Below are 23,353 nucleotides of genomic sequence, written 5' to 3' on the forward strand. Positions count from 1 at the left end.
GAAGTGTTTTGCTTTTACAAAACGTAGAGCAGTATGTGGAAAAGCTTATTCCTAAGCGCCAGGAGCTTATTGAAGAAATGGAAGCTTATGCAGAAGAACATCACGTTCCGATTATGGAATTGATTGGTGTTGAAACGCTATTGCAAATTCTTCGTCTTCATCAGCCAAAACATATATTAGAAATTGGAACAGCGATTGCATATTCGTCTATTCGAATCACCCATACGCTTCCAGAGGCACGAGTGGTTACGGTAGAACGAAATGAAGAGCGTTACCAAAAAGCGCAAGAGTTTATTGAACGGGCGGGAAAACAAGATAAAATTGTGTCGTTGTTTGGAGATGCACTTGAGCTTAGAGATGAAATTGAACGTCATGGTCCTTATGATGCAGTCTTTATCGATGCAGCTAAAGGTCAGTATCAGCGTTTTTTCGAACATTATGAGCCGATGCTATCTTCTAAAGGAATGATTATTTCGGATAACGTACTATTTAAAGGTCACGTAGCGACCGATTTGGCGGAAGTAGAAACACGTCGACGCCGTAGCTTAATTAAAAAAATTCAGGCATACAATACGTGGCTGATGAATCATCCCGATTATTATACAACTATTCTCCCTATTGGAGACGGAATCGCGATTAGTATTAAAAGAGGTGACCAAGAATGAAAAAACCAGAACTATTAGTGACACCAACTGCAGTTTCGGAAATCGAATCATTACTACAAGCTGGAGCAACAGCTATTATGGTTGGTGAACAGCGCTACGGTTTGCGTTTAGCAGGTGAATTCAAACGTGAAGATATCGTAGAAGCTGTAAATATTGCTCATCAGCATGATGCAAAAGTCTACGTAGCGATGAACGGATTATTTCACAATGATAAAATCGCCGAATTAAATGAATATATTTTATTCTTAAAAGAAGCAAGCGTGGATGCGATTGTATTTGGAGATCCGGCTGTATTAATGGCAGTGCGTGAAACAGCTCCAGAAATGAAGATGCACTGGAGTACTGAAACAACGGGAACAAACTGGTATTCATGTAACTACTGGGGCCGCAAAGGAGCTAAGCGTGCAGTTCTTGCTCGTGAGCTAAGCATGGATAGCATCATTGATATCAAAGAAAAAGCCGAAGTAGAAATTGAAGTTCAGGTGCATGGCATGACGTGTATGTTCCAATCGAAACGTTCACTTCTTGGCAACTACTTTGAGTATCAAGGAAAAGTCATGGAAATTGAAAATCGTAAAGTAGAAAAAGATATGTTTTTACTTGATAATGAGCGAAACAATAAGTATCCAATTTTCGAAGATGAAAATGGAACGCACATTATGAGTCCAAATGATATGTGCATTATCGATGAGCTTTCCGAAATGATTGACGCTGAAGTAGATGTATTTAAAATTGACGGCGTATTAAAGTCACCGCAATATATTTTAGAAGTAACAAAAAAATATCGTCAAGCGATTGATTTATGTGTAGATGACCGTGAAGAATACGAAAACGTTAAAGACGATTTGTTAGAAGAAATTGAAAGCTTGCAGCCAATTAACCGCCCGTTAGACACAGGGTTTTTCTTTAAAGAAACGGTATATTAAAAAGCATGCAAAGAAAGATAAACAAAGGAGGTACAAACGATGGCTGTTCAAATCGATACTGTAGTAGAAGGTAAACGAGTTATTACTAAAAAGCCTGAGTTGTTAGCTCCAGCCGGTAACCTTGAAAAATTAAAAGTTGCCGTACACTATGGAGCAGATGCTGTGTTTATCGGAGGAAAAGAGTTTGGCCTTCGTTCAAATGCAGATAACTTTACATTTGAAGAAATGGCAGAAGGTGTTCAGTTTGCAAACAAATACGGCGCACGTATTTATGTTACAACAAACATTTTTGCTCACAATGAAAATATGGACGGACTTGAAGATTATTTAATGGGATTAGAGCGCGCTGGCGTTTCTGGAATCATCGTAGCTGATCCGTTAATTATCGAAACCTGTCGACGCGTTGCACCTAAGCTTGAAGTACACTTAAGTACCCAGCAATCACTTTCAAACTGGAAAGCCGTTCAATTCTGGAAAGAAGAAGGATTAGAACGTGTTGTACTTGCTCGTGAAACGGGTGCTGAAGAAATGCGCGAAATGAAAGAAAAAGTGGATATTGAAATTGAAGCTTTTATTCACGGAGCGATGTGTATTGCTTATTCAGGCCGCTGCGTGCTAAGTAACCACATGACAGCGCGTGATTCAAACCGTGGAGGCTGCTGTCAATCATGCCGTTGGGACTATGATTTATTTAAAGTAGAAGACGGTAAAACGGAAACGCCTTTATTTGATGAGCAAGACGATCCGTTTGCAATGAGTCCAAAAGATTTAAATTTAATTCAATCTATCCCTCAAATGATTGAGCTGGGTATTGATAGCTTGAAAATTGAAGGACGTATGAAGTCGATCCACTATATTGCAACAGTGGTGAGCGTATATCGCAAAGTGATTGACGCATACTGTGCAGATCCTGAGAATTTTGTGATTCAAAAAGAATGGCTTGATGAGCTAGACAAATGTGCGAACCGCGATACGGCTCCCGCCTTTTTTGAAGGGGTTCCTGGAGTGGATGAACAAATGTTTGGCGTACACGGCAAGAAAACAAAATTTGATTTTGCTGGTTTAGTATTGAATTATGATGAAGAAACAAGCATCGTGACATTGCAACAGCGTAACTATTTTAAACCGGGAGAAGAAGTGGAATTTTTTGGTCCGGAAATTAAAAACTTTACGCAAAAAATAGATAAAATTTGGGACGAAGATGGCAATGAACTAGATGCTGCGCGTCATCCGCTGCAAATTGTGAAATTTAAAGTGGACCAACCTCTATTTTCATATAACATGATGCGAAAGGGGATTTAAATATAAAATGGGGAAAAAGCCCGTTGTAATCGGTATCGCTGGTGGATCCGGTTCTGGTAAAACAACTGTAACCAAAGCTATTTATGAGTATTTTAAAGGGCATTCTATTATGCTTCTTGAGCAAGACTATTATTATAAAGATCAAAGCGATGTACCGTTTGAACAGCGTTTGCAAACAAATTACGATCATCCTCTAGCATTTGATAATGATTTGCTGATTGAACACTTGCAAAACTTATTAAATTATGAGAGCATTGACAAACCGGTATATGATTACGCAATTCATACGCGCTCTGAGAAGGTAATTAAAGAAGAACCAAAAGATGTTATTATCTTAGAAGGTATTCTTGTACTAGAAGATCAGCGCTTGCGTAATTTAATGGATATCAAGCTATACGTAGATACAGATGCGGATCTTCGTATCATTCGTCGTATGCTTCGTGATATTAAAGAACGAGAGCGTACGCTTGAGTCAGTTGTTGATCAATACGTATCTGTCGTTCGCCCGATGCATAATCAGTTTGTTGAACCAACAAAACGCTATGCAGATATTATCATTCCTGAAGGCGGTCAAAACCACGTAGCGATTGACTTGATGGTCACTAAAATTCAAACAATTCTTGAACAAAATGCCATTTTATAATAACATAGCATAGATGCAGGAATTTTTTTGAAGACAATGCAGACATATTCTGCTAACTAAACACAAACATTATAAAGAATAGAGAAACGAGCAGCTTCTATTTTGAAGCTGTCATTTCTCTATTAACTGATTTTTCCACAGAGTGGAAAATTTTTTGTACATACAGAAATCGACTGTATACACTAGAGATTTTGAGTTCAAGAAGGAGTGAAGGGATTATGGCACAAGAAAAAGTATTTCCAATGACAGAAGAAGGAAAGCTAAAGCTAGAGCAAGAGCTAGAATATTTAAAAACAGTAAAACGTAAAGAAGTTGTAGAGCGTATCAAGATCGCCCGCAGTTTTGGAGATTTATCGGAGAACTCTGAGTACGATTCTGCAAAAGACGAGCAGGCTTTCGTGGAAGGACGTATTACAACGCTTGAGAATATGATTCGCAATGCGAAAATTATTGAAGAAGATGTAGAAAATTCTTCTATCGTATCATTAGGTAAATCTGTAACATTTGTAGAGTTGCCAGATGGTGACGAAGAAACGTATACAATTGTAGGTAGTGCAGAAGCAGATCCATTTGAAGGGAAAATTTCAAATGATTCACCAATTGCTAAAAGTCTAATGGGCAAACAAATTGGAGATCAAGTAACTGTTCAAACTCCTGGTGGAGATATGTCAGTGAAAATTGTATCTGTTAAGTAAAACATATGGTTGGAAGCGTTCTACTGAATGCTCGTAAGTAAAAAAGCTGACACGCGTCAGCTTTTTTTATATGATTTAAAAAAACGGAGAGAATAGAAAAGATATGTAGGAAAGGAAAGATGAAGATGAAAGATGTCGATTTTACTAAAACAGCGCTTGTTTTAATTGATTTACAAAAAGGGATTGTTCCAATTGGAGGAGACGAAATCGTAGAAAAATCTGTTCAGCTTGTGAATCGTTTCCGCGAACAAAATGGATTTATTAGCTTTGTACGAGTAGATTTTCAAGATGGAAAAGATGCGTTGACGCCAGAAACGGATCAAAAGCCATCTGCTCCTCAAGAAAGACCTGCAGACTGGGCAGAATTCGATCCAAGACTTAATGTTCAAGAGACTGATTACATTGTGACAAAACGTCAGTGGGGAGCCTTTTTTGGGACAGATTTAGACCTTCAGCTTCGCCGAAGAGGAATTGATACAATTGTCCTTTGCGGAATTGCAACAAATATTGGTGTGGAAAGCACAGCTCGTGAAGCATTTCAGTATGGATATAACCAAATTTTTATCACGGATGCCATGGCGACATTTACAAAAGAAGAGCATGAAGCCACTCTTTCTTACATCTTTCCGAAAATAGGAAAGCTACGAACAACTCAACAATTTTTAACGGAAAATGAATAATAAAAACTTGCTGAATTAGCAAGTTTTTTTATGGAATGAAAAAAAGAATGAATATTTCTTAAGATAATGGTTTTAAAAGTAATGGCAACGTCGACACTTGTAAAGAGTGAGGTGTAGTCATGAAAATAATTCACAAGCGAATTTATATTACTCTTATTTTTATTTTATTATTAATTAGTGGACTGGGAGCACGGCTTGTTCAACTCCAGCTTGTCAGCACAGAATCTTTTACTGATAAAAATATTAACTTAATTGAAGGAAGCGTAAAACAGCGTACGCAGGAAATGGTGGTAGACGACGGACGAGGGAAATTCGAAGATAAAAATGGACAGTCTTTAACATCTATCACGCATAATCGCTTAGTCCTGTTTCCATTTTTAGAAAAAATGAAGTGGCCCGTTCAGCAAGTAAGCGAAATTGTGGGAATGCAACCACAGGAATTAACGAACAGACTAGCGAATGCTAAAACACCGGTTGTTATTACAAAAGAATTATCCCATGCACAAGTCGAAAAAATAAATGCATTAAAGGTACCTGGCGTGTTTGGAATTCCTCTAAAAGATGAGCGTCCAGTTCCGCTTGCTGAACATTTAATCGGACTAGAAGCACAAAGCAAACAAATAATTGAAGAGAAGTACAGTGATAAATTGAAAAATGGAGCTATTAAATCAACTACGCCTGTAGGTATCTCAGGGATGCAGAGGGCTTTTGACGAGTTTTTGCTGCCTGAACAAGAGTCTAAGCTCCTTTATCATGTTGATCGACTAGGTGGGCCTATGTTTGGCATCGATGTAAAATATACGGGCACAGCTAACCCTTATTATCCAGTCAGTGTGCGTACGACGCTTGATTTGTCTGCTCAGGAGCTAGTGGAGAATACATTGAATCATTATAAGTTAAAAGACGGAGGAGCCGTCTTAATTGATATAAAAAACAATAAAGTAATTGCGATGGCCAGCAGGCCTTCAATTAATAAGAAAGATCCATTTAAAAAGCAAAACGGTTCAGACAGCGTAGAAAATCGTTTGCTGACGCCGCAAACTCCTGGATCTATATTTAAAACCGTAACAGCAGCTGCAGCGCTTGAACAAAATAAAATTCAGCCTTCTTTTACCTATAACTGCGATAAAAGTATTTATGGCAATAATGTAGAAGAAGATCATCAAAAAGGGCAGCTGACGTTTGAAGAAAGCTTTGCGCAAAGTTGTAATGCAACGTTTGCCCAGCTAGCAAAAGAAATGATAATATCTAATCCGGATATCATTGAACAATATGCTGATAAGTTAGGGCTTCTTCAGCCTGTAGGATGGACGGGTGATGTGTTTCACTTTGAACATTTTAAGCAGTTTTTAGGAGAAAAATCGGGAAGAGTTTGGACAAATGATAGAGAAAAAAAAGTACCAAATGCTGTAGCGCAAACAGCAATTGGACAGCTTGACGTAAAAGTGACTCCGCTTGCAGTAGCAAATATGATGGCGACAATTGCACGGGGAGGAGAAAAGAAGCAGGTAAAAGCGGTAGATGCGCTGGACTATAAAAACAATACGTCACTGTATACGTTTAAAGAGCATGAGCTAAAAGGAGATACGATTAATGAAGCCACAGCTGCTTCTATGCAGCAGCTTTTAAAAGGCGTCGTACAGAGCGAAAAAGGAACAGGAAGAAGATTTCAAACGCTTCCTTATGAAGTGGCAGGAAAGTCAGGAACTGCTGAAATCAATGTGAAGGCCGATATCGTCAATAAATGGTTTGCGGGTTACTTTCCGGCAGATGATCCAAAATACGCAATGGTAGTAGTGGATTTAAATACAAAAAGTGCGATATCTCCCACAAACAGCGTATTTTATGATATTGTTAAAGGGATGTATGACTTAAATACACGTTAAAACAAGAAGAATTTGTAAAAAATATTACAAATATACTTCAAATAAATTTTGATGCTTCATGTATAAGAAAACACATGTTAGAATAAAGCATTATAAAAGTTGGAGGAAATTGTAGCAATGAATAACAATCGTTCTTCAAGACACGAAAACAAAGAAAAAAAAGTAAACCGATTATATAATCTGTTAATTGCTGTCGTAGCGGTTTTAATTGTATTTGTCGGTGGTACGATGATTCTTGGAAACAAGGATAAATCGGATAACCAAGCGGAAACAACTCAAAACAATCCGCAAACAAATGACCAAAAAACGGACAAGACGGCTAAAAAAGACGATGATTCTTCGAAAGATGATCAAGTAACAGAGGATCAAGCAACGGACGATCAAAGCTCTGAAGATGACCAAAGCTCTGAAGATGATCAAGCAACAGATGAAGAATCAAACGACTCAGATTCACAGGCTGAAGTAGAGAAAAATCCAGAGCCTGGCGTGGCAGAACGCAAGGTAGATCCTTCATGGGATTCAGTAGGTACATCACAAGATGCTCCTGCAGCAACATATAAAAAAGGATCAACGGATTGGAACGAAATGCTAAAAGCTGTAGGCGAAGGGTCAGGCATTAGCCCAAGCAATATGACCGTATGGCGTTTAGGGAATAACGGTGGCGTAGGTAAAGCCGTAGCTACGGTTAGTCCTAAAGGCAACTCATCAACAAAATACCGCGTTCAAATTGAATGGGTAGATGGAGAAGGCTGGAAGCCCGCAGTAGTGGATAAGCTTCAATAAGAAAAGCAGCGCGCTAGCGCTGCTTTTTTAATTTGAAATGAACAACTGCAGAGTACAGTTTTTTACCTTGTTCATAGTCCACAGACATTTGATGAGATACGCTGTGCACCTCAAGCAAAATCGCTTTATTTTGATCAATTTTTTCCGCAATTTGTTTCTCAAGCATTTTAACATCAGGCGCTTCAAAAAATTCTATTTTATCTTCAATCATTTCAAATTCAAAATTCATCTTACGACCTCCTTACCTCATTACTATAGTATAGCAAATAGAAAGTTAAAAGCTTAAAATATTTGTAAATGAAGAACAAACGATGACTAAAAACATACTATATCCATAAGAATTATTAGTTATAAGGAGGCGTTTTTTATGGGTCTAGAGTTTTTAGATATCTTTGAAAAGTGGGCGAATGAGTATGATGCATCGGTAAGCGGGAAAGATGAACAGTATAAAGAAGTGTTTCGCAATTATAATGAAATCTTAGAGTATGTAGCAAATCGTTCAATAGGGCATGTGATCGAATTTGGAACAGGGACTGGAAACTTAACAAAAAAACTGTTAGAAAAGGAACTAACCGTAGTAGGAATTGAACCGTCAGTGCCAATGAGACAATTGGCACACCAGAAATTAGGAGCAGATGTTTTAGTCACACCGGGAGACTTTTTACAGTTTGATACATCGTTGTTTCCAGCAGAGAGCTTAGTTAGTACGTATGCATTTCATCATTTAACAGATAAAGAAAAAGAAGAAGCTGTGATAAACTATGGAAAGTTACTTCAAACCGGTGGTAAAATAGTGTTTGCCGATACAATGTTTGAAACAGCGGATTCATTTGCTGATACCATTGTTCAGGCAAAACAAAAAGGGTATACGCAACTAGCAGAAGATCTAGAGAGGGAATACTATACAACGATCCCTGTCTTAAAGCAAATCTTTGAAAGCAATGGTTTTCACATAACCTTTACACAATTTAATCACTTTGTGTGGGTATTGGAGGCAACGAAACAATAGTAGAAAGAGGTTTTAAAATGAAAGTAGCAATCATTGGAGCAATGGAAGAAGAAGTGACGATTTTACGCGATAAAATTGAGAATCGTCAAGAAACAGTAATCGCAGGATGTGAATACTCAACAGGAACAATCAGCGGCGTGGAGGTTGTATTATTAAAATCAGGTATTGGAAAAGTAAATGCGGCGTTATCTACAGCCATCTTACTAGAGAAGTTCAAACCTGATTACGTTATTAACACAGGATCAGCAGGCGGTTTCCATCCAGAGTTAAACGTAGGGGATGCGGTTATTTCAACAGAAGTTCGTCATCATGATGTAGATGTAACGGTATTCAACTATGAATACGGTCAAGTGCCAAACTTGCCTGCAGCTTTTAAAGCAGATGAAAAACTAGTTCGTCTTGCTGAAGAAAGCGCTCTTGAAGTAACGGATATGAAAATTGTAAAAGGATTAATTGCTACAGGAGATTCGTTCATGAACGATCCTGTGCGCGTAGAGTTTGTTCGCTCTAAGTTTCCAGACCTTTATGCAGCTGAAATGGAAGCAGCGGCTGTTGCTCAAGTATGCTATCAATTTGGCGTACCGTTTGTTATTCTTCGTGCTCTTTCTGACATCGCCGGCAAAGAATCAAATGTTTCTTTTGAGCAATTTTTAGAAAAAGCAGCTGTTAATTCAACAAAATTAGTATTGAATTTTATTACAAAATTAAAATAAGCTGTTCATAAAATATAGAGTTTGTTTTCGTCTACACTCTGCATCGTTTGTCATAACATGGGGTGTAGACTATATTTTCATCTTAATTCCTACTTTATTTATAGGTTAAGTTATATTATTTCGATAGCGAGGTGTTCAAGATTATGAAGGTAGTCAAAAACGTTCATGAATTGATTGGAAACACACCTATGATTGAGATTACACAATTTGATTTACCTAGGGAAATCAGGATATTTGCCAAGCTGGAATATGTTAATCCAGGAGGAAGTGTAAAAGATCGTTTAGGAAAAGAACTGCTGCAAGAAGCTCTTGGCTCTGGAAGACTGAAGCGAGGCGGAACGCTGGTTGAGCCTACTGCTGGGAATACGGGGATCGGGCTGGCTTTAGCTGCTCTTCAGTACGAAATAAACGTCATACTATGTGTTCCAGAAAAATTCAGTATTGAAAAACAGCAGCTTATGAAGGCTTTGGGGGCAACGGTGGTTCAAACGCCTACTGAAGCTGGTATGAAAGGTGCTATAAACAAAGCTCAAGAGCTGCTGCGTGAAATCCCTGGTTCTTATTGTCCTCAACAGTTTGCTAATCCGGCCAACCCTATGACTTATTATAAAACCTTAGGGCCAGAAATATATGAACAGCTTGATGGAAAAGTTGACGTGTTTGTAGCTGGAGCAGGTACAGGGGGGACATTTATGGGTACAGCGAAATTTTTGAAAGAAAAAAATCCTTCTCTAAAAACAGTCATCGTGGAGCCAGAAGGTTCAATTTTAAACGGGGGGAAATCCGGTCCTCACTTAACTGAAGGAATTGGAATGGAGTTCATCCCTGATTATATGGAGCGATCTTATTTTAATGCTATTCATACTGTTGAAGATGTTTATGCTTTTCAAAGAGTGAAAGAGCTGGCTTTAAAAGAGGGGTTACTAGTAGGTAGCTCTTCAGGAGCAGCCTTTGAAGCAGCCCTGATCGAAGCAAAAAATGCAGAAAAAGGGGCTCATATCGTCACGATTTTTCCGGATAGCAGTGAACGGTACTTAAGTAAAAATATTTACAGTGGAGGAAGATAAGATGAAACGTAAAACACAGTTGATTCATGGTGGAATTGTTGGCGATGAACAGACGGGTGCTGTCTCTGTTCCTATTTATCAAGTGAGTACTTATAAACAAGAGGGAGCGGGAAAACATACGGGATATGAGTATTCGAGAACCGGTAACCCTACACGTCATGCCCTAGAAGAACTTATCAAAGAAATTGAAGGAGGATATGCTGGGTTTGCGTTTGGATCTGGTATGGCCGCTACTACTGCCGTGTTCATGCTGTTTAACAGCGGAGATCATGTGTTAATTACAGATGACGTATACGGAGGAACGTATCGAGTGATCACAAAGGTACTAAGCCGTATCGGCATTGAGGCTACTTTTATTGATACAAGCGATATCCAAAATATCGAGAAAGAAATTCGCCCTAACACAAAAGCCATTTTTATTGAAACTCCAACGAATCCTCTTCTAAAAATTACTGACTTGCAGCATGCTTCTTCAGTAGCTAAACAACACCATTTACTTACCATCGTTGACAACACATTCAGTACGCCGTATTGGCAAAATCCTATCGAAAAAGGCGCAGATATTGTTCTGCACAGTGCAACTAAGTATTTAGGGGGACACAGTGACGTTGTAGCAGGGCTAGCAGTGGTGAATTCCCCTAAATTAGCTGAAGACCTTCATTTTATCCAAAATGCGACTGGAGGCATCTTAGGACCTCAGGATTCTTGGCTTTTAATGAGAGGGATTAAAACATTAGGAATACGAATGGAAGAACACGAATTCAACACGGGGAAAATAGTAGAATTTTTACTTGCCCATCCTGCTGTGGCAAAAGTATATTATCCAGGATTAAAAACCCACCCAAACCACCTCATTGCTAAAAAGCAAGCAAGAGGTTTTGGGGGAATGGTTTCGTTTGATGTGGGAAGCGAAGAGAAAGCGGAAGAAGTACTGAGCAAAGTGAAGTATTTTACATTAGCAGAAAGTTTAGGAGCCATCGAAAGCCTCATTTCCATTCCTTCTAAAATGACTCATGCTTCTATACCGAGCGACCGACGTAAAGAGCTAGGAATTACAGATGGATTAATTCGTATTTCTGTAGGTCTTGAAGATGTAGAAGATTTAATTGAAGACTTAGAAAGAGCATTGGAATAAAGGTGGTAAAAATAGGATTTTTATAGACCTATAGATCTATGATAGAGTAGAGTTATAACATTCTACTGAGAAGGTGATTGTATGAAAGCTCAACACATCAAAGCAAAAATTGAAGATTACAGCCGCTTTATTTACGTCCTTCTAGCCGTAAGTACATTCTTGTATATTGGTGTTATGATTGGCCAAGGTGAAAAAAGTGATATGCAGCTTGGAATAATGGAAGCGATCGTTATTCTTTTTACCGCCCTTGCTTTTTATTTTAGTTATCAAACTAAAAAACTAAAAAAAGAATTAATGAAAGAAAAAGAATAATAGATACAAAAAGGCGATGATCCATCGTCTTTTTTTTATGAGGGTTAAAAAAATAAAAAAATTCCCTATTTTTTAAAAAAACAGTTTACTTTTTATAAGTTCGTGGATATAATTACCATTGTAAGGAAAATACTTTATTAAAAGGAGGTCGAGTCATATGTTAAGACGTTTATCAGGTATGGATCATTCAGTTTGGGCTATGTTCAAAAATCGTCTATATATGTATACTATTCGGCCGTGTTCCTGTATCAAGTAACTTTCTTACCTTGATCGTTAAAACACGTTAATTCACCACAGGTGCGAATAGTAGCCCTGTGGTTTTTATTGTCTTTCAGCCACAGGATGCTTATGCATAACTGTGGTTTTTTTTGTATAAGGAGGTGATTGGAATGACACTGAATATATTCTTTTTAACTATTACCATAAAGTCCCGTCAATACTCGGAGGAAGAAATTAAGCATGAACAGTATGTAAGACAATTAGAAGAAGAAATAAAAGACCGCAAGTATGAATTTTATCGTCATTTCTAATTTGAATAGTGGAAAGGAGTGGATGAATGATGATTAATCAAAAAGGATATATCGTTGTATGGCTGCTTGTGGAGAAAGATTCCACCTAAATGACTAGTAGGGGGAGTAATGATGTGTTTGCTGCGGATTATCATTTGGAAATTATTTAAAAAAAAGAGCGGAAAGAAGGATTAATTCTCCTTCTTTCCGCTCTTTTTTTTCTCTTTTTCGGCTCTGTAAAATTCGTGAAACATTTTCATCAGCGCTCGCTTTTCAATTCGCGAAACATAACTTCTTGAAATATTTAATTCCTTTGCAATTTCTCGCTGGGTTTTTTCATCCTGCAAATCCAAACCGAAGCGGCCAACAATTACTTCTTTTTCTCGATCATCGAGGATATCGATGTATTCTTTTATTTTTTCTAATTCCATATTTAGTTGAATCATATCAATTACATCGTCTGATTCTGATTTTAATACATCAATCAAACTGATTTCATTTCCTTCTTTATCCTGGCCAATTGGATCATGCAGCGACACATCTTTTTTTGTTTTTTTGAGCGCTCGCAAGTGCATCAATATTTCATTTTCAATACAGCGTGCGGCATAAGTAGCTAATTTTGTTCCTTTTCCTTGCGAATAACTTTCGATTGCTTTAATTAAACCGATTGTCCCAATTGAAATTAAATCTTCCGCATCCTCTCCCGTGTTTTCAAACTTTTTAACAATATGCGCAACGAGTCGGAGATTATGTTCAATAAGAAGGTTTCGCGCTTCTTGATCTCCTTGTTCCATTAAAGATAAATATCTCTTTTCTTCAGCAGCAGACAAGGGTTGAGGAAACGCATTGTTTTTTACGTAGGAAACAAGGAAAACCAATTCTTTAAAGAAATAGCCTAGTGCGGTAAATAATGCAGACATCTCTACACCTCCATAAGGGGATATCAACCTGTGAGAGACTAACATTACACTATATGTAAAAAGAAGGATGTCTTTGCCTGTACGTTTAAAATTCCCCCCAGGGACAAGAGAGTTTGAAAAAGTCCATAGATTTTTCTTTAGAGATAGTTACCAGCCTATACAGAGAAAAAGTATGTACATACGCTAGTAGTAGTTTACAGTGTAAGGAGGGAGAGTATGTACGGTTACGGAGGCTGCTGTTATCCTAATTATCCAGCTTACCCATGCGGAGGAGGGTTCGGCTGGGGACTTGGATTGTTGATTGTTCTATTTGTTCTGTTATTAATTTTCGGAAGCTTCTATTGGTTTTTTAGCTGCTGGTGTTAAAAAAAACTCATGCATGTGCATGAGTTTTTTTAGATGACATATCCTACCGAATAGAACCATTCATTTTTAAGAATTCTTAAGGGATTTTCGCTTTGTTTCTTAAAGAAGATGATTTATTCTATAATTAAGAAAAGAAGCAAGATGATAATATTCCTTTGTAAAAGTAAATGGAGCTCTATACTTTTTTTAGCTTGAACGTACTAATCATCAAGCAAGCAAGTACGATAATTAAAAACATATAAAAGTGTGAAGGCAAATAAGGGACGCCCAAGTAGCTAAGAGTTAATAAACAACCTGCTGCGGTAATAGGGAGCCCTGTAAAATACCCGGTATTTTCTGTGATGTTAAAGCGGGCAAGACGAAGTGCTCCGCAAGCAATGTAACAGATGGTAACAATTGAACCTGCAGCACCAAAGTGAGATAAAATACTTTGATAAAGTAGTAGAGCTGGAGCGATGCCAAATGATATAATATCGCACATGGAGTCCAGTTGTTTTCCAAGTTCAGATTCAATTTGCAGCTTTCTGGCTACCATGCCGTCGAATCGGTCTGCTAACGCTGCTAAAAAAATTAGTAATAAACTTAAGTTCAATTCATTTTTCATGACAAATAAAATAGCAAAGCTTCCTAAACTTAAATTAACAATCGTTAAGGAGTTTGCCGCTTGGGATCTCAGCTTTTTAATTGTATGATCTAGATAGTCTAATAAAAACAATTTCCTCACTCCTTTAAAGGATGGAATGAACTAAAGGTAAAAATAATGGTAATTTCATTGTAGACGCAAACCTTATTCTAGTAAAGAACTATTCAGTATGTGGAGGTAAAATTATTGTTGCAGCACCTGTATCGAACGTTTATTGAGCTTACGAATCACCAGGGATCATCGAAGCTCATTCGAAAATTCACTTTCTCTAAATGGAGTCGGTTTATTATACCCTCCTATACAAAAGTTTTTAAAGTAAATAAAGAAGAAATGGACAAGCCTCTGCATCATTATCAAAACTTACACGAGCTATTTATTCGTCGTTTGAAGCCTTCTGCCCGTCCGGTCGATCAGCAGAAAGACAGCGTTGTCAGTCCTGTAGATGCAAAGATAGAAGCATATGGAGTCATTACGCCTCAAAAAGAAATGATTGTAAAAAACAAACCTTATTCTATACAGGAAATGGTTTCAAATGATCTCATTCTTGAAAAATATATAGAAGGACAGTTTATCATCCTCTATCTTAGTCCAAAAGACTATCATCGCATTCACAGTCCTCTTAAAGCACAAGTAGGGAATACGTGGACCGTTGGACAAAAGTCTTATCCAGTAAATTCATTAGGAATCAAGTATGGGAAAGAACCGCTTGTGAAAAATTTCCGGAAGCTCACGGAGTTAACATTTGAAAATGGTCACATGCTGATGGTAAAAGTAGGAGCCATGTTTATAAACAGCATTGAAGCGGTTTCTAAAAAAGAAGTAGTCGAAAAAGGGGAAGAAATGGCTTACTTCACATTTGGCTCGACTGTCATTTTATTATTTGAGAAGAACTCAATCACTTTTGATTCTAACGTCCACTCAGGTTCTTACGTAAAATGTGGAGAACCAATTGCTCATTTGAAAAAATAGAGCCTATATAATAAAAGAGTAGATAGATAAATGAAGATGCAGCTTTCTTTTATTAAGAAGGCTCTTTTATTCGTTAAGAAGGGATTTGTATGCTAATCTTTAATGATCTTCTTTCAATTTCCTCTTCAATTAATTTTATAAAATCAGGGCTTAATTGCAGTTCGGTTGCTTTGCTGTATGACTCAATAAGCAGCTCATCTGATAATTTTCTCATAAGATTGCCGCCACCTCCTACTAAAATAAATATCCTAAAAAGTTATATTTAAATGCTAATAAATTCCTTATTTATAATCTAACATGAATCAAATAAAGGAACAATCGTTCTGTTATCCACAGCTTTCGGTGGATAAAATGTGGGTATGTTGTTTATAATTACCATTAATTGCTGAACTATAACAGAGGATAATGTGTATAACCTTATCCACATAGTTGGGGTTATCATTTTTTGTCGAAAACTTTTAACAGAATTTGTTTACCACTTACCCTATTTGATAAGTAATAAACGTTTTCTGCACTATTTTTTATTTTAAGTTTGCAGTGGGTAAATATATCGTAAGCTCACGAACAAATGGAGGTTTACTGCCTTTTGTCAATAACTTTCTGTATAAAGTTAAAGCATTCACAAGGCATATCCCTTATACTAAGAAAAGACCTGTTTTTGAAGAGAATAAAATTTTAGGTTGGAAAATAACAAGAAGTCGTTATAATGATAGACGGCGTTAATTTTAGTATGTAACTATATATTCGAGGTGCATGATACGTGTTGAAACTTTTTTTACCAAATGAACATGTGAAAAACGTGTTTCAAATTAAGCCAGACGATTTGAAAGAGCGCGGGATAAAAGGAATTATTACCGACTTAGATAACACGTTGGTGGAATGGGATCGCCCTGATGCCACTCCGGAATTAATTGAGTGGTTTCAGTTAATGAAAGATAGTGGAATTAAAATTACGATTGTATCGAATAATGTGGAGAAACGAGTCAAGCTGTTTTCAGATCCAGTTGGACTTCCATTTGTATATAAAGCACGCAAACCGATGCGTAAAGCATTTAGAAGAGCTCTTCGTGATATGGAGCTGCAAAAAGATGAGGTTGTGGTCATTGGCGACCAGCTTTTAACGGATGTATTAGGAGGAAATCGCCTAGGCGTATATACGGTTTTGGTTGTACCAGTTGCGCAAACAGATGGATTTGTAACGAAATTTAACCGTAAAATGGAACGAAGAATTTTAGGTTGGATGAAACGAAAAGGTATGATTAACTGGGAGGATTAAAACGTGAGTGAAGAAAAAATACAGTGCGTAGGATGCGGAGTGGAGATTCAAACAGAACGACCGAATGAACTTGGCTACGCTCCAAAATCAGCATTAGAAAAAGAAGCTATTATTTGCCAGCGATGCTTTCGCTTGAAGCATTATAATGAAGTACAAGATGTTTCCTTAACAGACGATGATTTTTTAAAAATCTTAAATGGAATTGGTCAAACGGACGGTTTGGTTGTAAAAGTTGTAGATATCTTTGACTTTAACGGCAGCTGGTTACCTGGTTTGCATCGATTTGTTGGAAATAATAAGGTTCTTTTAGTGGGAAATAAAGCAGATTTACTGCCGAAGTCTATAAAGAAAAATAAACTAATTCATTGGATGAAGCGAGAAGCGAAAGAGCTTGGCCTAAAATCAGTGGATGTGTTCCTCATGAGCGCGCAAAAAGGACAAGGAATTCGAGAAATTGCCGAAGCCATTGAACATTATCGCGAAGGTAAAGATGTATATGTTGTTGGATGTACAAACGTTGGTAAATCGACATTTATTAATGCCATTATTAAAGAAGTAACGGGAGAAAAAGATATTATTACTACGTCTCAATATCCGGGCACAACGCTTGATATGATTGATATCCCGCTTGATAACGGCGCGTCTTTATATGATACGCCTGGCATTATTAATCATCATCAAATGGCTCACTATGTAGATAAACGAGACTTAAAGTTAATTTCTCCTAAAAAAGAAATAAAGCCGAAGGTTTATCAGCTAAACGAAGGGCAAACGTTATACTTTGGAGGACTGGCGCGCTTAGATTATGTACAGGGAGGCCGCAAGTCGTTAACATGTTATGTATCGAATGATTTGCATATCCATCGTACAAAGCTTGAAAAAGCAGATGAGTTGTATGAAAAGCAAGCAGGTGAACTGCTTCAGCCGCCGCGCCCAGAGCAAATGAGTGAGTTTCCTGAACTTGTTGCACATGAATTTACAATCAAAAATGAAAAGACGGATATTGTTTTTTCAGGGCTTGGCTGGGTGACGGTTAATGAGTCAGGTTCAAAAGTTGTGGCGCATGCACCAAAAGGAGTCGGCGTATTTGTGCGCGATTCTTTAATTTAAACAAAAAGGGGAAAAAATCTTGAGTACATTATATGGGCTAGTTGGTTATCCGCTTGGGCATTCACTATCGCCATTGATGCAAAATGATGCCTTTAAACGTCTGAACATGGATGCGCATTATGAGGCTTTTCCAATTGAACCTGTTCATTTTGAGTCAGCTATTGGAGAGCTAAAAGATAAAAACATTCAAGGATTTAATGTCACGATTCCGTATAAAGTTGATATTATGAATCATTTGGATGAAGTCGATTCATTAGCAAAGGCAATTGGCGCTGTAAATACAGTTGTTAATCAAGATGGGCGTTATATTGGATACAATACCGACGGAGAGGGGTATGTGACTTCTTTACTCAAAGCAGTAGAAGGCGGCTTATCCCAAAAAAGCATTTTAATTATTGGAGCTGGAGGAGCTGCAAAAGCTATTTTTTATACAATTGCAGCTCAGCACGCTCCCGATGTAATTGCGATATGCAATCGTACCGTCGAAAAAGCAGCTTTACTAGCTAACGAGCTGCCTTTTTCGACGAAAACGGCGGCGATGTCTATTTCTGATGCGGAAAAACAACTAGATACATTCGATATTATTATTAATACCACTTCGGTGGGGATGTATCCTAACGTTGATGAGCTGCCTTTAGCACTTACTTTATTGCAAAAAGAAGCGGTAGTCAGCGATATTATTTACAACCCTTTAAAAACAAAGCTTTTGAAAGAGGCTGAAGCAAAAGGGGCAGGCACTCATAACGGTGTCGGTATGTTTGTACTGCAAGGTGCACTTGCATTTGAAAAATGGACGAAGGTCCGTCCTGACGAAGAGGCAATGGAACACATTGTTCTTTCAACACTAACTAAGAGATAAGATACAACGGAGGTTTTTATGTTAACAGGTAAACAAAAACGTTTTTTACGTTCAAAAGCACATCATTTAAATCCAATTTTCCAAGTAGGAAAAGGTGGAGTCAATGAAAATATGATTGGTCAAATTGCTGATGCATTAGAAGCAAGAGAATTATTAAAAGTAAGCATTCTGCAAAACTGTGACGAAGATCGTGACACGGTTGCTGCTCGATTAACAAAAGGAACAAAAGCAGAGCTTGTACAAGTGATTGGAAATACAATTGTGTTATATAAAGAATCACGTGAAAATAAGCAGTTAATGCTTCCAAAAGTGAAATGAAATAGAGCGGGGAAACCCGCTCTATTTAAAAATGAAGTAAATTAAAGGAGTCGGGGATTGTTGAAGAGTATTGGAATTTTAGGTGGAACGTTCAATCCGCCTCATTTGGGGCATTTAATGATGGCAAATGAGGTTTTGCATGCCTTGAAATTAGATGAGATATGGTTCATGCCGTCATATATTCCACCTCATAAAACAATCAAAGAGCCTATTGAGCCATATCATCGTTTACAAATGCTAAAGCTAGCTATTGAAGAACATGATCAATTCACCCTGCAGCCGATTGAATTTGAGCGCAAAGAACCTTCATATACATATGATACGATGAGAATACTAACAGAGAAATATCCAACGTATCAGTTTCATTTCATCATTGGTGCTGATATGGTAGAATATTTGCCGAAGTGGTATGAAATTGATGAATTAGTCAATTTGGTTACATTTGTAGGTGTAAAGCGCCCGGGGTATACCATTACGTCCCCTTACCCGATAAAAGAAGTAGAAGTTCCGCAGTTTGATGTCTCCTCTTCCTTTATTCGCGAACGAGTAGTAAAGAAAGAAACCATTCGTTATTTTATACCTGCTGGTGTTAAACAATATATCGAGGAGAATCAATTATATGAATCGAACTGAGGCATTAGAAATCGTAAAGAAACAGTTAACAGAACGTCGTTATATTCATACTGTCGGGGTAATGGAAACAGCAATTGAATTAGCTAAACGTTTTGAAGCAGACGAAAAAAAAGCAGAACTGGCTGCTATTTTTCATGACTATGCCAAGTTTCGTCCAAAGGAAGAGATGAAGCAAATTATTATTGATCAAAACATGAACCCTTCTTTATTGGAATACAATACCGAATTATGGCATGCTCCAGTAGGCGCGTTTTTAGTGAGAAATGAAGTAGGGATTACGGATAAGGAAGTATTGGATGCAATTGCTTACCATACATCCGGAAGACCTGGCATGACGTTACTTGAAAAAATTGTGTACGTTGCTGATTATATTGAACCTGGAAGGAGATTTCCAGGTGTTGATGAAGTGCGGGAGTTAGCTAAAACCGACTTAAATGCAGCACTTATTCAATCATTAAAGAATACTATTTCTTTTTTAATGACCAAACATCAGGCCGTTTATCCCGATACGATGATGACATATAATGATTTAATCTTAGGAGGTCAAACACATGACTGAACGTGAATTGCTATCTCTTGTTGTAGAAGCAGCCGATGATAAAAAAGCAATCGATATCGTAGCGTTAAATATGGAAGGAATCTCACTTGTGGCAGATTATTTTGTTATTTGTCACGGTAACTCAGATAAACAAGTGCAGGCAATTGCTCGTGAAATTAAAGAAAAAGCACACGAACAAGGCATTTCTGTGAAGCGTTTAGAAGGGTTTGAGCAGGCTAAGTGGGTGCTTGTTGATCTTGGAGATGTTGTGGTTCACATTTTCCATAAAGATGAGCGCGGATATTATAACTTAGAACGCTTATGGGGAGATGCACCATTTGTAAGTTCAGAAGAGCTACAGCTATGAGCAGGTACGGAGAATTTGCCTACGTATATGATCAGCTAATGGCAGACGTTCCGTATGACGATTGGGCTGAATTTTTTAATCAGCAGGTGGCAAAAGCAAAAACAAAGCCTAACAGTATATTAGACCTTGCCTGCGGCACGGGAGAACTCTCCGTTCGATTTGCAAAAGAAGGTTTCTCCGTAGTCGGCGTTGATTTGTCTGATGATATGCTTATGGTAGCTCAAGAGAAGGCAGCAGAAGCAGGGGTAACGCTATCTCTTTTTCAGCAAAACATGGCGGAACTTGAGTTATTGAAAGAGTTTGATTGTGTAGTAATCTTTTGTGATTCTTTGAACTATTTGCAAAGTGATAAAGAAGTTCAAGAAACCATTCAACGTGTATATAAACACTTAAAACCAGGTGGGCTCTTTATATTTGATGTTCATTCAGTGCACAAGATGAAGGACGTATTTGGAAATCAATCTTTTTCTTATGTAGATGAAGACGTGTCATATATTTGGAACTGCACCTATGACGATACAGACATGCGTGTAGAGCATGATATTACGTTTTTTGCTTATGATGAAGAAATCGATGCATATCATCGCTTTGATGAGGTGCATGCTCAGCGCACTTGGTCGATTGACCATTATCAATCATGGTTGAGCCAAGCTGGTTTTATAAATATAGAAGTAAGTGCAGATTTCAAAATGAGTAAGCCTACTTCAAACAGTGAGCGCATCTTTTTCTCTGCGCAAAAAAAAGAAGCCGAGTAGAGGCTTCTTTTTTTGTTTCAAAGCAGGATTTCTACAGAAATTATGGAATAAGACTATCAAACTGATTGTGAACAAGCTCAATGTCTTCGTCAAATTTTTCGTGTGTTTTTTGAAATACGTGCACAAACATCTCTCCGAGTTCAGCTTCTAAAACTTTAATACCTTCTCCGGTTACACCGCCTTTTACGCATACTTTATCCTGCAAGGTAGGAAGCGTAAATATTTCTTTTTCCAACAGTTTTCCCATTCCAATAATCATATCGCTGGCCATGACGGTAGCTTCTTCTTCAGAAATATTTGTTTCTTGAACTGCTGCATCAATAAAGCGTTGAAGCAAAAAGCTGAAGAATGCAGGACCGCAGCTTACGATATCGGATGATACGCGGGTAATCGTTTGATCAATAGCCACAGGCTTTGACATAGATGAAAATAATTCATGTAAATAATTTTGGTAAAAAGGCGTACATCTTTCTCCAAACGTGAAAAGAGAAACACCTGCTAATGCCCTATTCGTAATGCTAGGGATAATTCTAGCTGCTTGACTCGGAATGAGGCGTTCGATTTGTTCTACGCTAATTGGACTGGTAATGGATACAATGCAGTGATCTTTCGTCAGCAGTGGTTCTAATTTTATTAAAAGGGGGTGAATATCCAATGGCTTAACACAAATAAAAATGACTTTGGATGCGTGAACAACTTCTTCAGCTGTATCAGCAACATGAATTTTTTTATGCTGCTGTTGAATCTCTTTGGCCCTTTTTTTTGTACGATTCATAATAGTAATTTTAGAAGGACGTACGGCTTTTGATTCAATAAACGCATCAATTAATATTTTCCCCATGTTTCCTGTTCCGATAAACCCTATGTTCACTGATTCATTCCCTCCTTCAAAAGCCTTTTCTTCTAAACACTATGAAGACGTAATGGAATTTATGACGTTACTTCAAAATTCAAAGGAGTGTACAAGTTGACTTTTTCAAAAAAACAATGGCTAATTGGGTGTATTTGCTTAGCAGTTGGGTTGGCTTTTTATATCTATCGAACAGGAGGAGAGAAACCGGAAAGTTCTCTTCAAACCTCAGATATAATCAAGGCAGAATCTTCTGGTACAAAAAAAGAAGGAGAGTCGTCTAATCAAGTAATTTCAAGCCAAGATTCCCCGTTTGTGATGGTGGATATTAAAGGAGCTGTTCAGAAGCCTGGTGTATACCAGCTTCCGAAAGATGCAAGGGTAAAAGATGCTCTAGCACAAGCCGGAGGCGCTACGAAAGAAGCGGACTTAAGACAGCTCAATTTAGCTAGCAAGCTACAAGATGAAATGGCTGTGTATATTCCAGCTGCTGGAGAAGAAATCCCCCCTTCATCTCCAGTTTCTTCAATTTCTTCCTCAGGAACTTCAAATGATCAGCCCCTTGTTAATATCAATACAGCGAACACTGATGAACTGCAAACGTTAAATGGCATTGGACCTTCAAAAGCCAGTGCCATCGTTTCATATCGAGAGGAAAATGGCTTGTTTCAAACAGTAGAGGATTTGGGAAAAGTATCAGGTATTGGCGAGAAGTCGCTAGAAAAAATCAAAGCTCAAATTACGGTACAGTAGAGACTTATTGACGAAAAAGGAAAAAAAACGCTACACTATGAAAGAGAAAAGTATCATTATTCAGTTTTAAATAAAAAGGCAGGGAATGAGATGAACCGGATTTCATGGGATCAATATTTTATGGCACAAAGCCATTTGCTAGCTTTAAGAAGCACTTGTGAACGTCTGGCTGTTGGAGCTACAGTGGTGCGTGATAAACGTATTATAGCTGGAGGATACAACGGTTCGATCAGCGGAGGCGTGCATTGTGCTGACGAAGGCTGCTATGTAATTGATGGCCACTGCGTAAGAACTGTCCATGCAGAAGTGAATGCACTCTTGCAGTGTGCTAAGTTTGGTGTGAAGACAGAAGATGCGGAAGTATACGTCACGCATTTTCCTTGTTTAAACTGCTGTAAAGCTCTTATTCAAGCGGGAATTAAAACAGTATATTATGCTAATGATTACAAAAATCATCCGTATGCTGTTGAGTTATTTGAACAGGCGGGAGTGAAAACAGCAAAAGTTGAACTTGATGAAGCAATCATTGACTTAAAAAGTAAAGAGAAGCTTCAATTTGTAACGGATGTTCTCGCTCGTTTAGAAAAAAGCGGAGCTGACGAAGCAGAAGTGATGAATTTACAGCGTGAAGCTCTCGCTTTGTTTACGGCAAATTAAAGGTAAAAGAGGTT

31 protein-coding genes are annotated in these 23,353 nt (G+C 37.8%); 26 read left to right on the forward strand and 5 right to left on the reverse strand.

The features are described from left to right. Positions 1-8 precede the first annotated feature (8 nt). From ACNHOZ_RS01585 to ACNHOZ_RS01620, 8 genes are all read left to right on the forward strand, one after another. Positions 9-665, forward strand: coding sequence for an O-methyltransferase (locus ACNHOZ_RS01585; protein WP_048019730.1), 657 nt, complete (start codon positions 9-11; stop codon positions 663-665). After that, a complete protein-coding gene (locus tag ACNHOZ_RS01590) occupies positions 662-1,591 on the forward strand; it encodes a peptidase U32 family protein (RefSeq protein ID WP_028411677.1) in 930 nt (309 codons plus the stop codon). Before ACNHOZ_RS01585 ends, ACNHOZ_RS01590 begins: the two co-directional genes overlap by 4 nt. Positions 1,592-1,630: 39 nt before the next feature. Continuing rightward, positions 1,631-2,893, forward strand: coding sequence for a peptidase U32 family protein (locus ACNHOZ_RS01595; RefSeq protein ID WP_028411676.1), 1,263 nt, complete (start codon positions 1,631-1,633; stop codon positions 2,891-2,893). 7 nt (positions 2,894-2,900) lie between these two features. Then, complete coding sequence (udk, locus tag ACNHOZ_RS01600; protein WP_028411675.1) at positions 2,901-3,536, forward strand: uridine kinase; 636 nt, start codon at positions 2,901-2,903, stop codon at positions 3,534-3,536. Between the two features lie 218 nt (positions 3,537-3,754). Continuing rightward, entirely contained in the window at positions 3,755-4,231 is a 477-nt protein-coding gene (gene greA / locus ACNHOZ_RS01605) for a transcription elongation factor GreA (RefSeq protein WP_013059279.1), read from the forward strand. 119 nt (positions 4,232-4,350) lie between these two features. Then, the gene (locus tag ACNHOZ_RS01610; protein WP_372497466.1) at positions 4,351-4,911 is read left to right on the forward strand and encodes an isochorismatase family protein; all 561 of its coding nucleotides are present in this window, start codon (positions 4,351-4,353) and stop codon (positions 4,909-4,911) included. A gap of 119 nt (positions 4,912-5,030) precedes the next feature. After that, entirely contained in the window at positions 5,031-6,797 is a 1,767-nt protein-coding gene (locus tag ACNHOZ_RS01615) for a peptidoglycan D,D-transpeptidase FtsI family protein (protein WP_028411673.1), read from the forward strand. 117 nt (positions 6,798-6,914) lie between these two features. Beyond that, the gene (locus ACNHOZ_RS01620; RefSeq protein ID WP_048019732.1) at positions 6,915-7,580 is read left to right on the forward strand and encodes a YrrS family protein; all 666 of its coding nucleotides are present in this window, start codon (positions 6,915-6,917) and stop codon (positions 7,578-7,580) included. A gap of 13 nt (positions 7,581-7,593) precedes the next feature. Here the strand turns inward: ACNHOZ_RS01620 and ACNHOZ_RS01625 are convergent, their stop codons facing one another. Then, positions 7,594-7,809: a DUF2536 family protein gene (locus ACNHOZ_RS01625; RefSeq protein ID WP_013085082.1), complete on the reverse strand. Its 216-nt coding sequence runs from the start codon at positions 7,807-7,809 to the stop codon at positions 7,594-7,596. Positions 7,810-7,947: 138 nt separating this feature from the next. Between ACNHOZ_RS01625 and ACNHOZ_RS01630 the strand changes: the two genes are divergently transcribed. The 6 genes from ACNHOZ_RS01630 (at position 7,948) to ACNHOZ_RS01655 (ending at position 12,346) form a co-directional block, all read left to right on the forward strand. Further along, on the forward strand, positions 7,948-8,589 hold the full coding sequence (locus ACNHOZ_RS01630; RefSeq protein WP_028411672.1) for a class I SAM-dependent methyltransferase: 642 nt from the start codon (positions 7,948-7,950) through the stop codon (positions 8,587-8,589). Positions 8,590-8,606: 17 nt separating this feature from the next. After that, positions 8,607-9,302, forward strand: coding sequence for a 5'-methylthioadenosine/S-adenosylhomocysteine nucleosidase (gene mtnN / locus ACNHOZ_RS01635; RefSeq protein ID WP_028411671.1), 696 nt, complete (start codon positions 8,607-8,609; stop codon positions 9,300-9,302). A 143-nt stretch (positions 9,303-9,445) separates the two neighbouring features. Continuing rightward, positions 9,446-10,369 (forward strand): PLP-dependent cysteine synthase family protein, encoded by a 924-nt coding sequence (locus ACNHOZ_RS01640; RefSeq protein WP_028411670.1) that lies wholly within the window; start codon positions 9,446-9,448, stop codon positions 10,367-10,369. 1 nt (position 10,370) lies between these two features. Further along, positions 10,371-11,504, forward strand: a complete 1,134-nt coding sequence (locus ACNHOZ_RS01645) for a bifunctional cystathionine gamma-lyase/homocysteine desulfhydrase (protein WP_028411669.1) — start codon at positions 10,371-10,373, stop codon at positions 11,502-11,504. An 81-nt stretch (positions 11,505-11,585) separates the two neighbouring features. Continuing rightward, on the forward strand, positions 11,586-11,816 hold the full coding sequence (locus tag ACNHOZ_RS01650; protein ID WP_028411668.1) for a YrhC family protein: 231 nt from the start codon (positions 11,586-11,588) through the stop codon (positions 11,814-11,816). A gap of 389 nt (positions 11,817-12,205) precedes the next feature. Then, positions 12,206-12,346, forward strand: a complete 141-nt coding sequence (locus ACNHOZ_RS01655) for a YrzI family small protein (protein WP_014458165.1) — start codon at positions 12,206-12,208, stop codon at positions 12,344-12,346. 170 nt (positions 12,347-12,516) lie between these two features. Here the strand turns inward: ACNHOZ_RS01655 and sigK are convergent, their stop codons facing one another. Continuing rightward, on the reverse strand, positions 12,517-13,245 hold the full coding sequence (gene sigK, locus ACNHOZ_RS01660) for an RNA polymerase sporulation sigma factor SigK (RefSeq protein WP_013059268.1): 729 nt from the start codon (positions 13,243-13,245) through the stop codon (positions 12,517-12,519). Between the two features lie 216 nt (positions 13,246-13,461). Here sigK and ACNHOZ_RS01665 point away from each other — a divergent pair, with 216 nt between their 5' ends. Further along, positions 13,462-13,611, forward strand: coding sequence for a hypothetical protein (locus ACNHOZ_RS01665; RefSeq protein WP_014458166.1), 150 nt, complete (start codon positions 13,462-13,464; stop codon positions 13,609-13,611). 175 nt (positions 13,612-13,786) lie between these two features. Here ACNHOZ_RS01665 and pssA read toward each other — a convergent pair whose 3' ends face one another. Beyond that, positions 13,787-14,326: a CDP-diacylglycerol--serine O-phosphatidyltransferase gene (gene pssA, locus ACNHOZ_RS01670; RefSeq protein WP_013059266.1), complete on the reverse strand. Its 540-nt coding sequence runs from the start codon at positions 14,324-14,326 to the stop codon at positions 13,787-13,789. Between the two features lie 114 nt (positions 14,327-14,440). Between pssA and ACNHOZ_RS01675 the strand changes: the two genes are divergently transcribed. Next, on the forward strand, positions 14,441-15,223 hold the full coding sequence (locus ACNHOZ_RS01675; protein WP_028411667.1) for a phosphatidylserine decarboxylase: 783 nt from the start codon (positions 14,441-14,443) through the stop codon (positions 15,221-15,223). 73 nt (positions 15,224-15,296) lie between these two features. Here the strand turns inward: ACNHOZ_RS01675 and ACNHOZ_RS01680 are convergent, their stop codons facing one another. Next, positions 15,297-15,437: a sporulation histidine kinase inhibitor Sda gene (locus ACNHOZ_RS01680; RefSeq protein ID WP_013059264.1), complete on the reverse strand. Its 141-nt coding sequence runs from the start codon at positions 15,435-15,437 to the stop codon at positions 15,297-15,299. A gap of 549 nt (positions 15,438-15,986) precedes the next feature. On the opposite strand from ACNHOZ_RS01680, the gene ACNHOZ_RS01685 reads away from it, so the two are divergent. The 8 genes from ACNHOZ_RS01685 to ACNHOZ_RS01720 are packed head-to-tail and all read left to right on the forward strand — an operon-like array spanning position 15,987 to position 21,079. Continuing rightward, a complete protein-coding gene (locus ACNHOZ_RS01685) occupies positions 15,987-16,499 on the forward strand; it encodes a YqeG family HAD IIIA-type phosphatase (RefSeq protein WP_013059263.1) in 513 nt (170 codons plus the stop codon). Positions 16,500-16,502: 3 nt separating this feature from the next. Beyond that, on the forward strand, positions 16,503-17,609 hold the full coding sequence (yqeH, locus tag ACNHOZ_RS01690) for a ribosome biogenesis GTPase YqeH (protein WP_028411666.1): 1,107 nt from the start codon (positions 16,503-16,505) through the stop codon (positions 17,607-17,609). A gap of 19 nt (positions 17,610-17,628) precedes the next feature. After that, positions 17,629-18,468 (forward strand): shikimate dehydrogenase, encoded by an 840-nt coding sequence (aroE, locus tag ACNHOZ_RS01695; protein WP_080968622.1) that lies wholly within the window; start codon positions 17,629-17,631, stop codon positions 18,466-18,468. An 18-nt stretch (positions 18,469-18,486) separates the two neighbouring features. Continuing rightward, positions 18,487-18,786: a ribosome assembly RNA-binding protein YhbY gene (yhbY, locus tag ACNHOZ_RS01700; protein ID WP_013059260.1), complete on the forward strand. Its 300-nt coding sequence runs from the start codon at positions 18,487-18,489 to the stop codon at positions 18,784-18,786. A 60-nt stretch (positions 18,787-18,846) separates the two neighbouring features. Beyond that, entirely contained in the window at positions 18,847-19,419 is a 573-nt protein-coding gene (locus tag ACNHOZ_RS01705) for a nicotinate-nucleotide adenylyltransferase (RefSeq protein WP_025750563.1), read from the forward strand. Next, positions 19,406-19,978 carry a bis(5'-nucleosyl)-tetraphosphatase (symmetrical) YqeK gene (gene yqeK / locus ACNHOZ_RS01710; RefSeq protein WP_028411664.1) on the forward strand — a complete coding sequence of 191 codons (573 nt, stop codon included), beginning with the start codon at positions 19,406-19,408 and terminating at the stop codon, positions 19,976-19,978. The genes ACNHOZ_RS01705 and yqeK overlap by 14 nt, the downstream gene beginning before the upstream one ends. Then, positions 19,971-20,324 (forward strand): ribosome silencing factor, encoded by a 354-nt coding sequence (gene rsfS, locus ACNHOZ_RS01715; RefSeq protein WP_013085071.1) that lies wholly within the window; start codon positions 19,971-19,973, stop codon positions 20,322-20,324. The genes yqeK and rsfS overlap by 8 nt, the downstream gene beginning before the upstream one ends. After that, on the forward strand, positions 20,321-21,079 hold the full coding sequence (locus ACNHOZ_RS01720) for a class I SAM-dependent DNA methyltransferase (protein ID WP_028411663.1): 759 nt from the start codon (positions 20,321-20,323) through the stop codon (positions 21,077-21,079). The genes rsfS and ACNHOZ_RS01720 overlap by 4 nt, the downstream gene beginning before the upstream one ends. A 40-nt stretch (positions 21,080-21,119) precedes the next feature. On the opposite strand, the gene comER is transcribed toward ACNHOZ_RS01720, so the two are convergent. Continuing rightward, positions 21,120-21,950: a late competence protein ComER gene (comER, locus tag ACNHOZ_RS01725; protein ID WP_025750559.1), complete on the reverse strand. Its 831-nt coding sequence runs from the start codon at positions 21,948-21,950 to the stop codon at positions 21,120-21,122. A gap of 96 nt (positions 21,951-22,046) precedes the next feature. On the opposite strand from comER, the gene ACNHOZ_RS01730 reads away from it, so the two are divergent. Together ACNHOZ_RS01730 and ACNHOZ_RS01735 are read left to right on the forward strand one after the other, a co-directional pair. After that, entirely contained in the window at positions 22,047-22,682 is a 636-nt protein-coding gene (locus ACNHOZ_RS01730; protein ID WP_028411662.1) for a helix-hairpin-helix domain-containing protein, read from the forward strand. A 90-nt stretch (positions 22,683-22,772) separates the two neighbouring features. Further along, positions 22,773-23,339 carry a ComE operon protein 2 gene (locus ACNHOZ_RS01735; protein WP_028411661.1) on the forward strand — a complete coding sequence of 189 codons (567 nt, stop codon included), beginning with the start codon at positions 22,773-22,775 and terminating at the stop codon, positions 23,337-23,339. The last annotated feature ends 14 nt before the right edge of the window (positions 23,340-23,353 follow it).

The sequence above is a fragment of the Priestia sp. D51 genome, assembly GCF_053345675.1.

What these genes read in the sequence shown, in the direction of transcription:
- ACNHOZ_RS01590 (WP_028411677.1), top strand. Translation starts at nt 662, where the DNA reads ATGAAAAAACCAGAACTATTAGTGACACCAACTGCAGTTTCGGAAATC.
- ACNHOZ_RS01595 (WP_028411676.1), top strand. Translation starts at nt 1,631, where the DNA reads ATGGCTGTTCAAATCGATACTGTAGTAGAAGGTAAACGAGTTATTACT.
- udk (WP_028411675.1), top strand. Translation starts at nt 2,901, where the DNA reads ATGGGGAAAAAGCCCGTTGTAATCGGTATCGCTGGTGGATCCGGTTCT.
- greA (WP_013059279.1), top strand. Translation starts at nt 3,755, where the DNA reads ATGGCACAAGAAAAAGTATTTCCAATGACAGAAGAAGGAAAGCTAAAG.
- ACNHOZ_RS01610 (WP_372497466.1), top strand. Translation starts at nt 4,351, where the DNA reads ATGAAGATGAAAGATGTCGATTTTACTAAAACAGCGCTTGTTTTAATT.
- ACNHOZ_RS01615 (WP_028411673.1), top strand. Translation starts at nt 5,031, where the DNA reads ATGAAAATAATTCACAAGCGAATTTATATTACTCTTATTTTTATTTTA.
- ACNHOZ_RS01620 (WP_048019732.1), top strand. Translation starts at nt 6,915, where the DNA reads ATGAATAACAATCGTTCTTCAAGACACGAAAACAAAGAAAAAAAAGTA.
- ACNHOZ_RS01625 (WP_013085082.1), bottom strand. Translation starts at nt 7,809, where the DNA reads ATGAATTTTGAATTTGAAATGATTGAAGATAAAATAGAATTTTTTGAA.
- ACNHOZ_RS01630 (WP_028411672.1), top strand. Translation starts at nt 7,948, where the DNA reads ATGGGTCTAGAGTTTTTAGATATCTTTGAAAAGTGGGCGAATGAGTAT.
- mtnN (WP_028411671.1), top strand. Translation starts at nt 8,607, where the DNA reads ATGAAAGTAGCAATCATTGGAGCAATGGAAGAAGAAGTGACGATTTTA.
- ACNHOZ_RS01640 (WP_028411670.1), top strand. Translation starts at nt 9,446, where the DNA reads ATGAAGGTAGTCAAAAACGTTCATGAATTGATTGGAAACACACCTATG.
- ACNHOZ_RS01645 (WP_028411669.1), top strand. Translation starts at nt 10,371, where the DNA reads ATGAAACGTAAAACACAGTTGATTCATGGTGGAATTGTTGGCGATGAA.
- ACNHOZ_RS01650 (WP_028411668.1), top strand. Translation starts at nt 11,586, where the DNA reads ATGAAAGCTCAACACATCAAAGCAAAAATTGAAGATTACAGCCGCTTT.
- ACNHOZ_RS01655 (WP_014458165.1), top strand. Translation starts at nt 12,206, where the DNA reads ATGACACTGAATATATTCTTTTTAACTATTACCATAAAGTCCCGTCAA.
- sigK (WP_013059268.1), bottom strand. Translation starts at nt 13,245, where the DNA reads ATGTCTGCATTATTTACCGCACTAGGCTATTTCTTTAAAGAATTGGTT.
- ACNHOZ_RS01665 (WP_014458166.1), top strand. Translation starts at nt 13,462, where the DNA reads ATGTACGGTTACGGAGGCTGCTGTTATCCTAATTATCCAGCTTACCCA.
- ACNHOZ_RS01680 (WP_013059264.1), bottom strand. Translation starts at nt 15,437, where the DNA reads ATGAGAAAATTATCAGATGAGCTGCTTATTGAGTCATACAGCAAAGCA.
- yhbY (WP_013059260.1), top strand. Translation starts at nt 18,487, where the DNA reads ATGTTAACAGGTAAACAAAAACGTTTTTTACGTTCAAAAGCACATCAT.
- yqeK (WP_028411664.1), top strand. Translation starts at nt 19,406, where the DNA reads ATGAATCGAACTGAGGCATTAGAAATCGTAAAGAAACAGTTAACAGAA.
- rsfS (WP_013085071.1), top strand. Translation starts at nt 19,971, where the DNA reads ATGACTGAACGTGAATTGCTATCTCTTGTTGTAGAAGCAGCCGATGAT.
- ACNHOZ_RS01720 (WP_028411663.1), top strand. Translation starts at nt 20,321, where the DNA reads ATGAGCAGGTACGGAGAATTTGCCTACGTATATGATCAGCTAATGGCA.
- ACNHOZ_RS01735 (WP_028411661.1), top strand. Translation starts at nt 22,773, where the DNA reads ATGAACCGGATTTCATGGGATCAATATTTTATGGCACAAAGCCATTTG.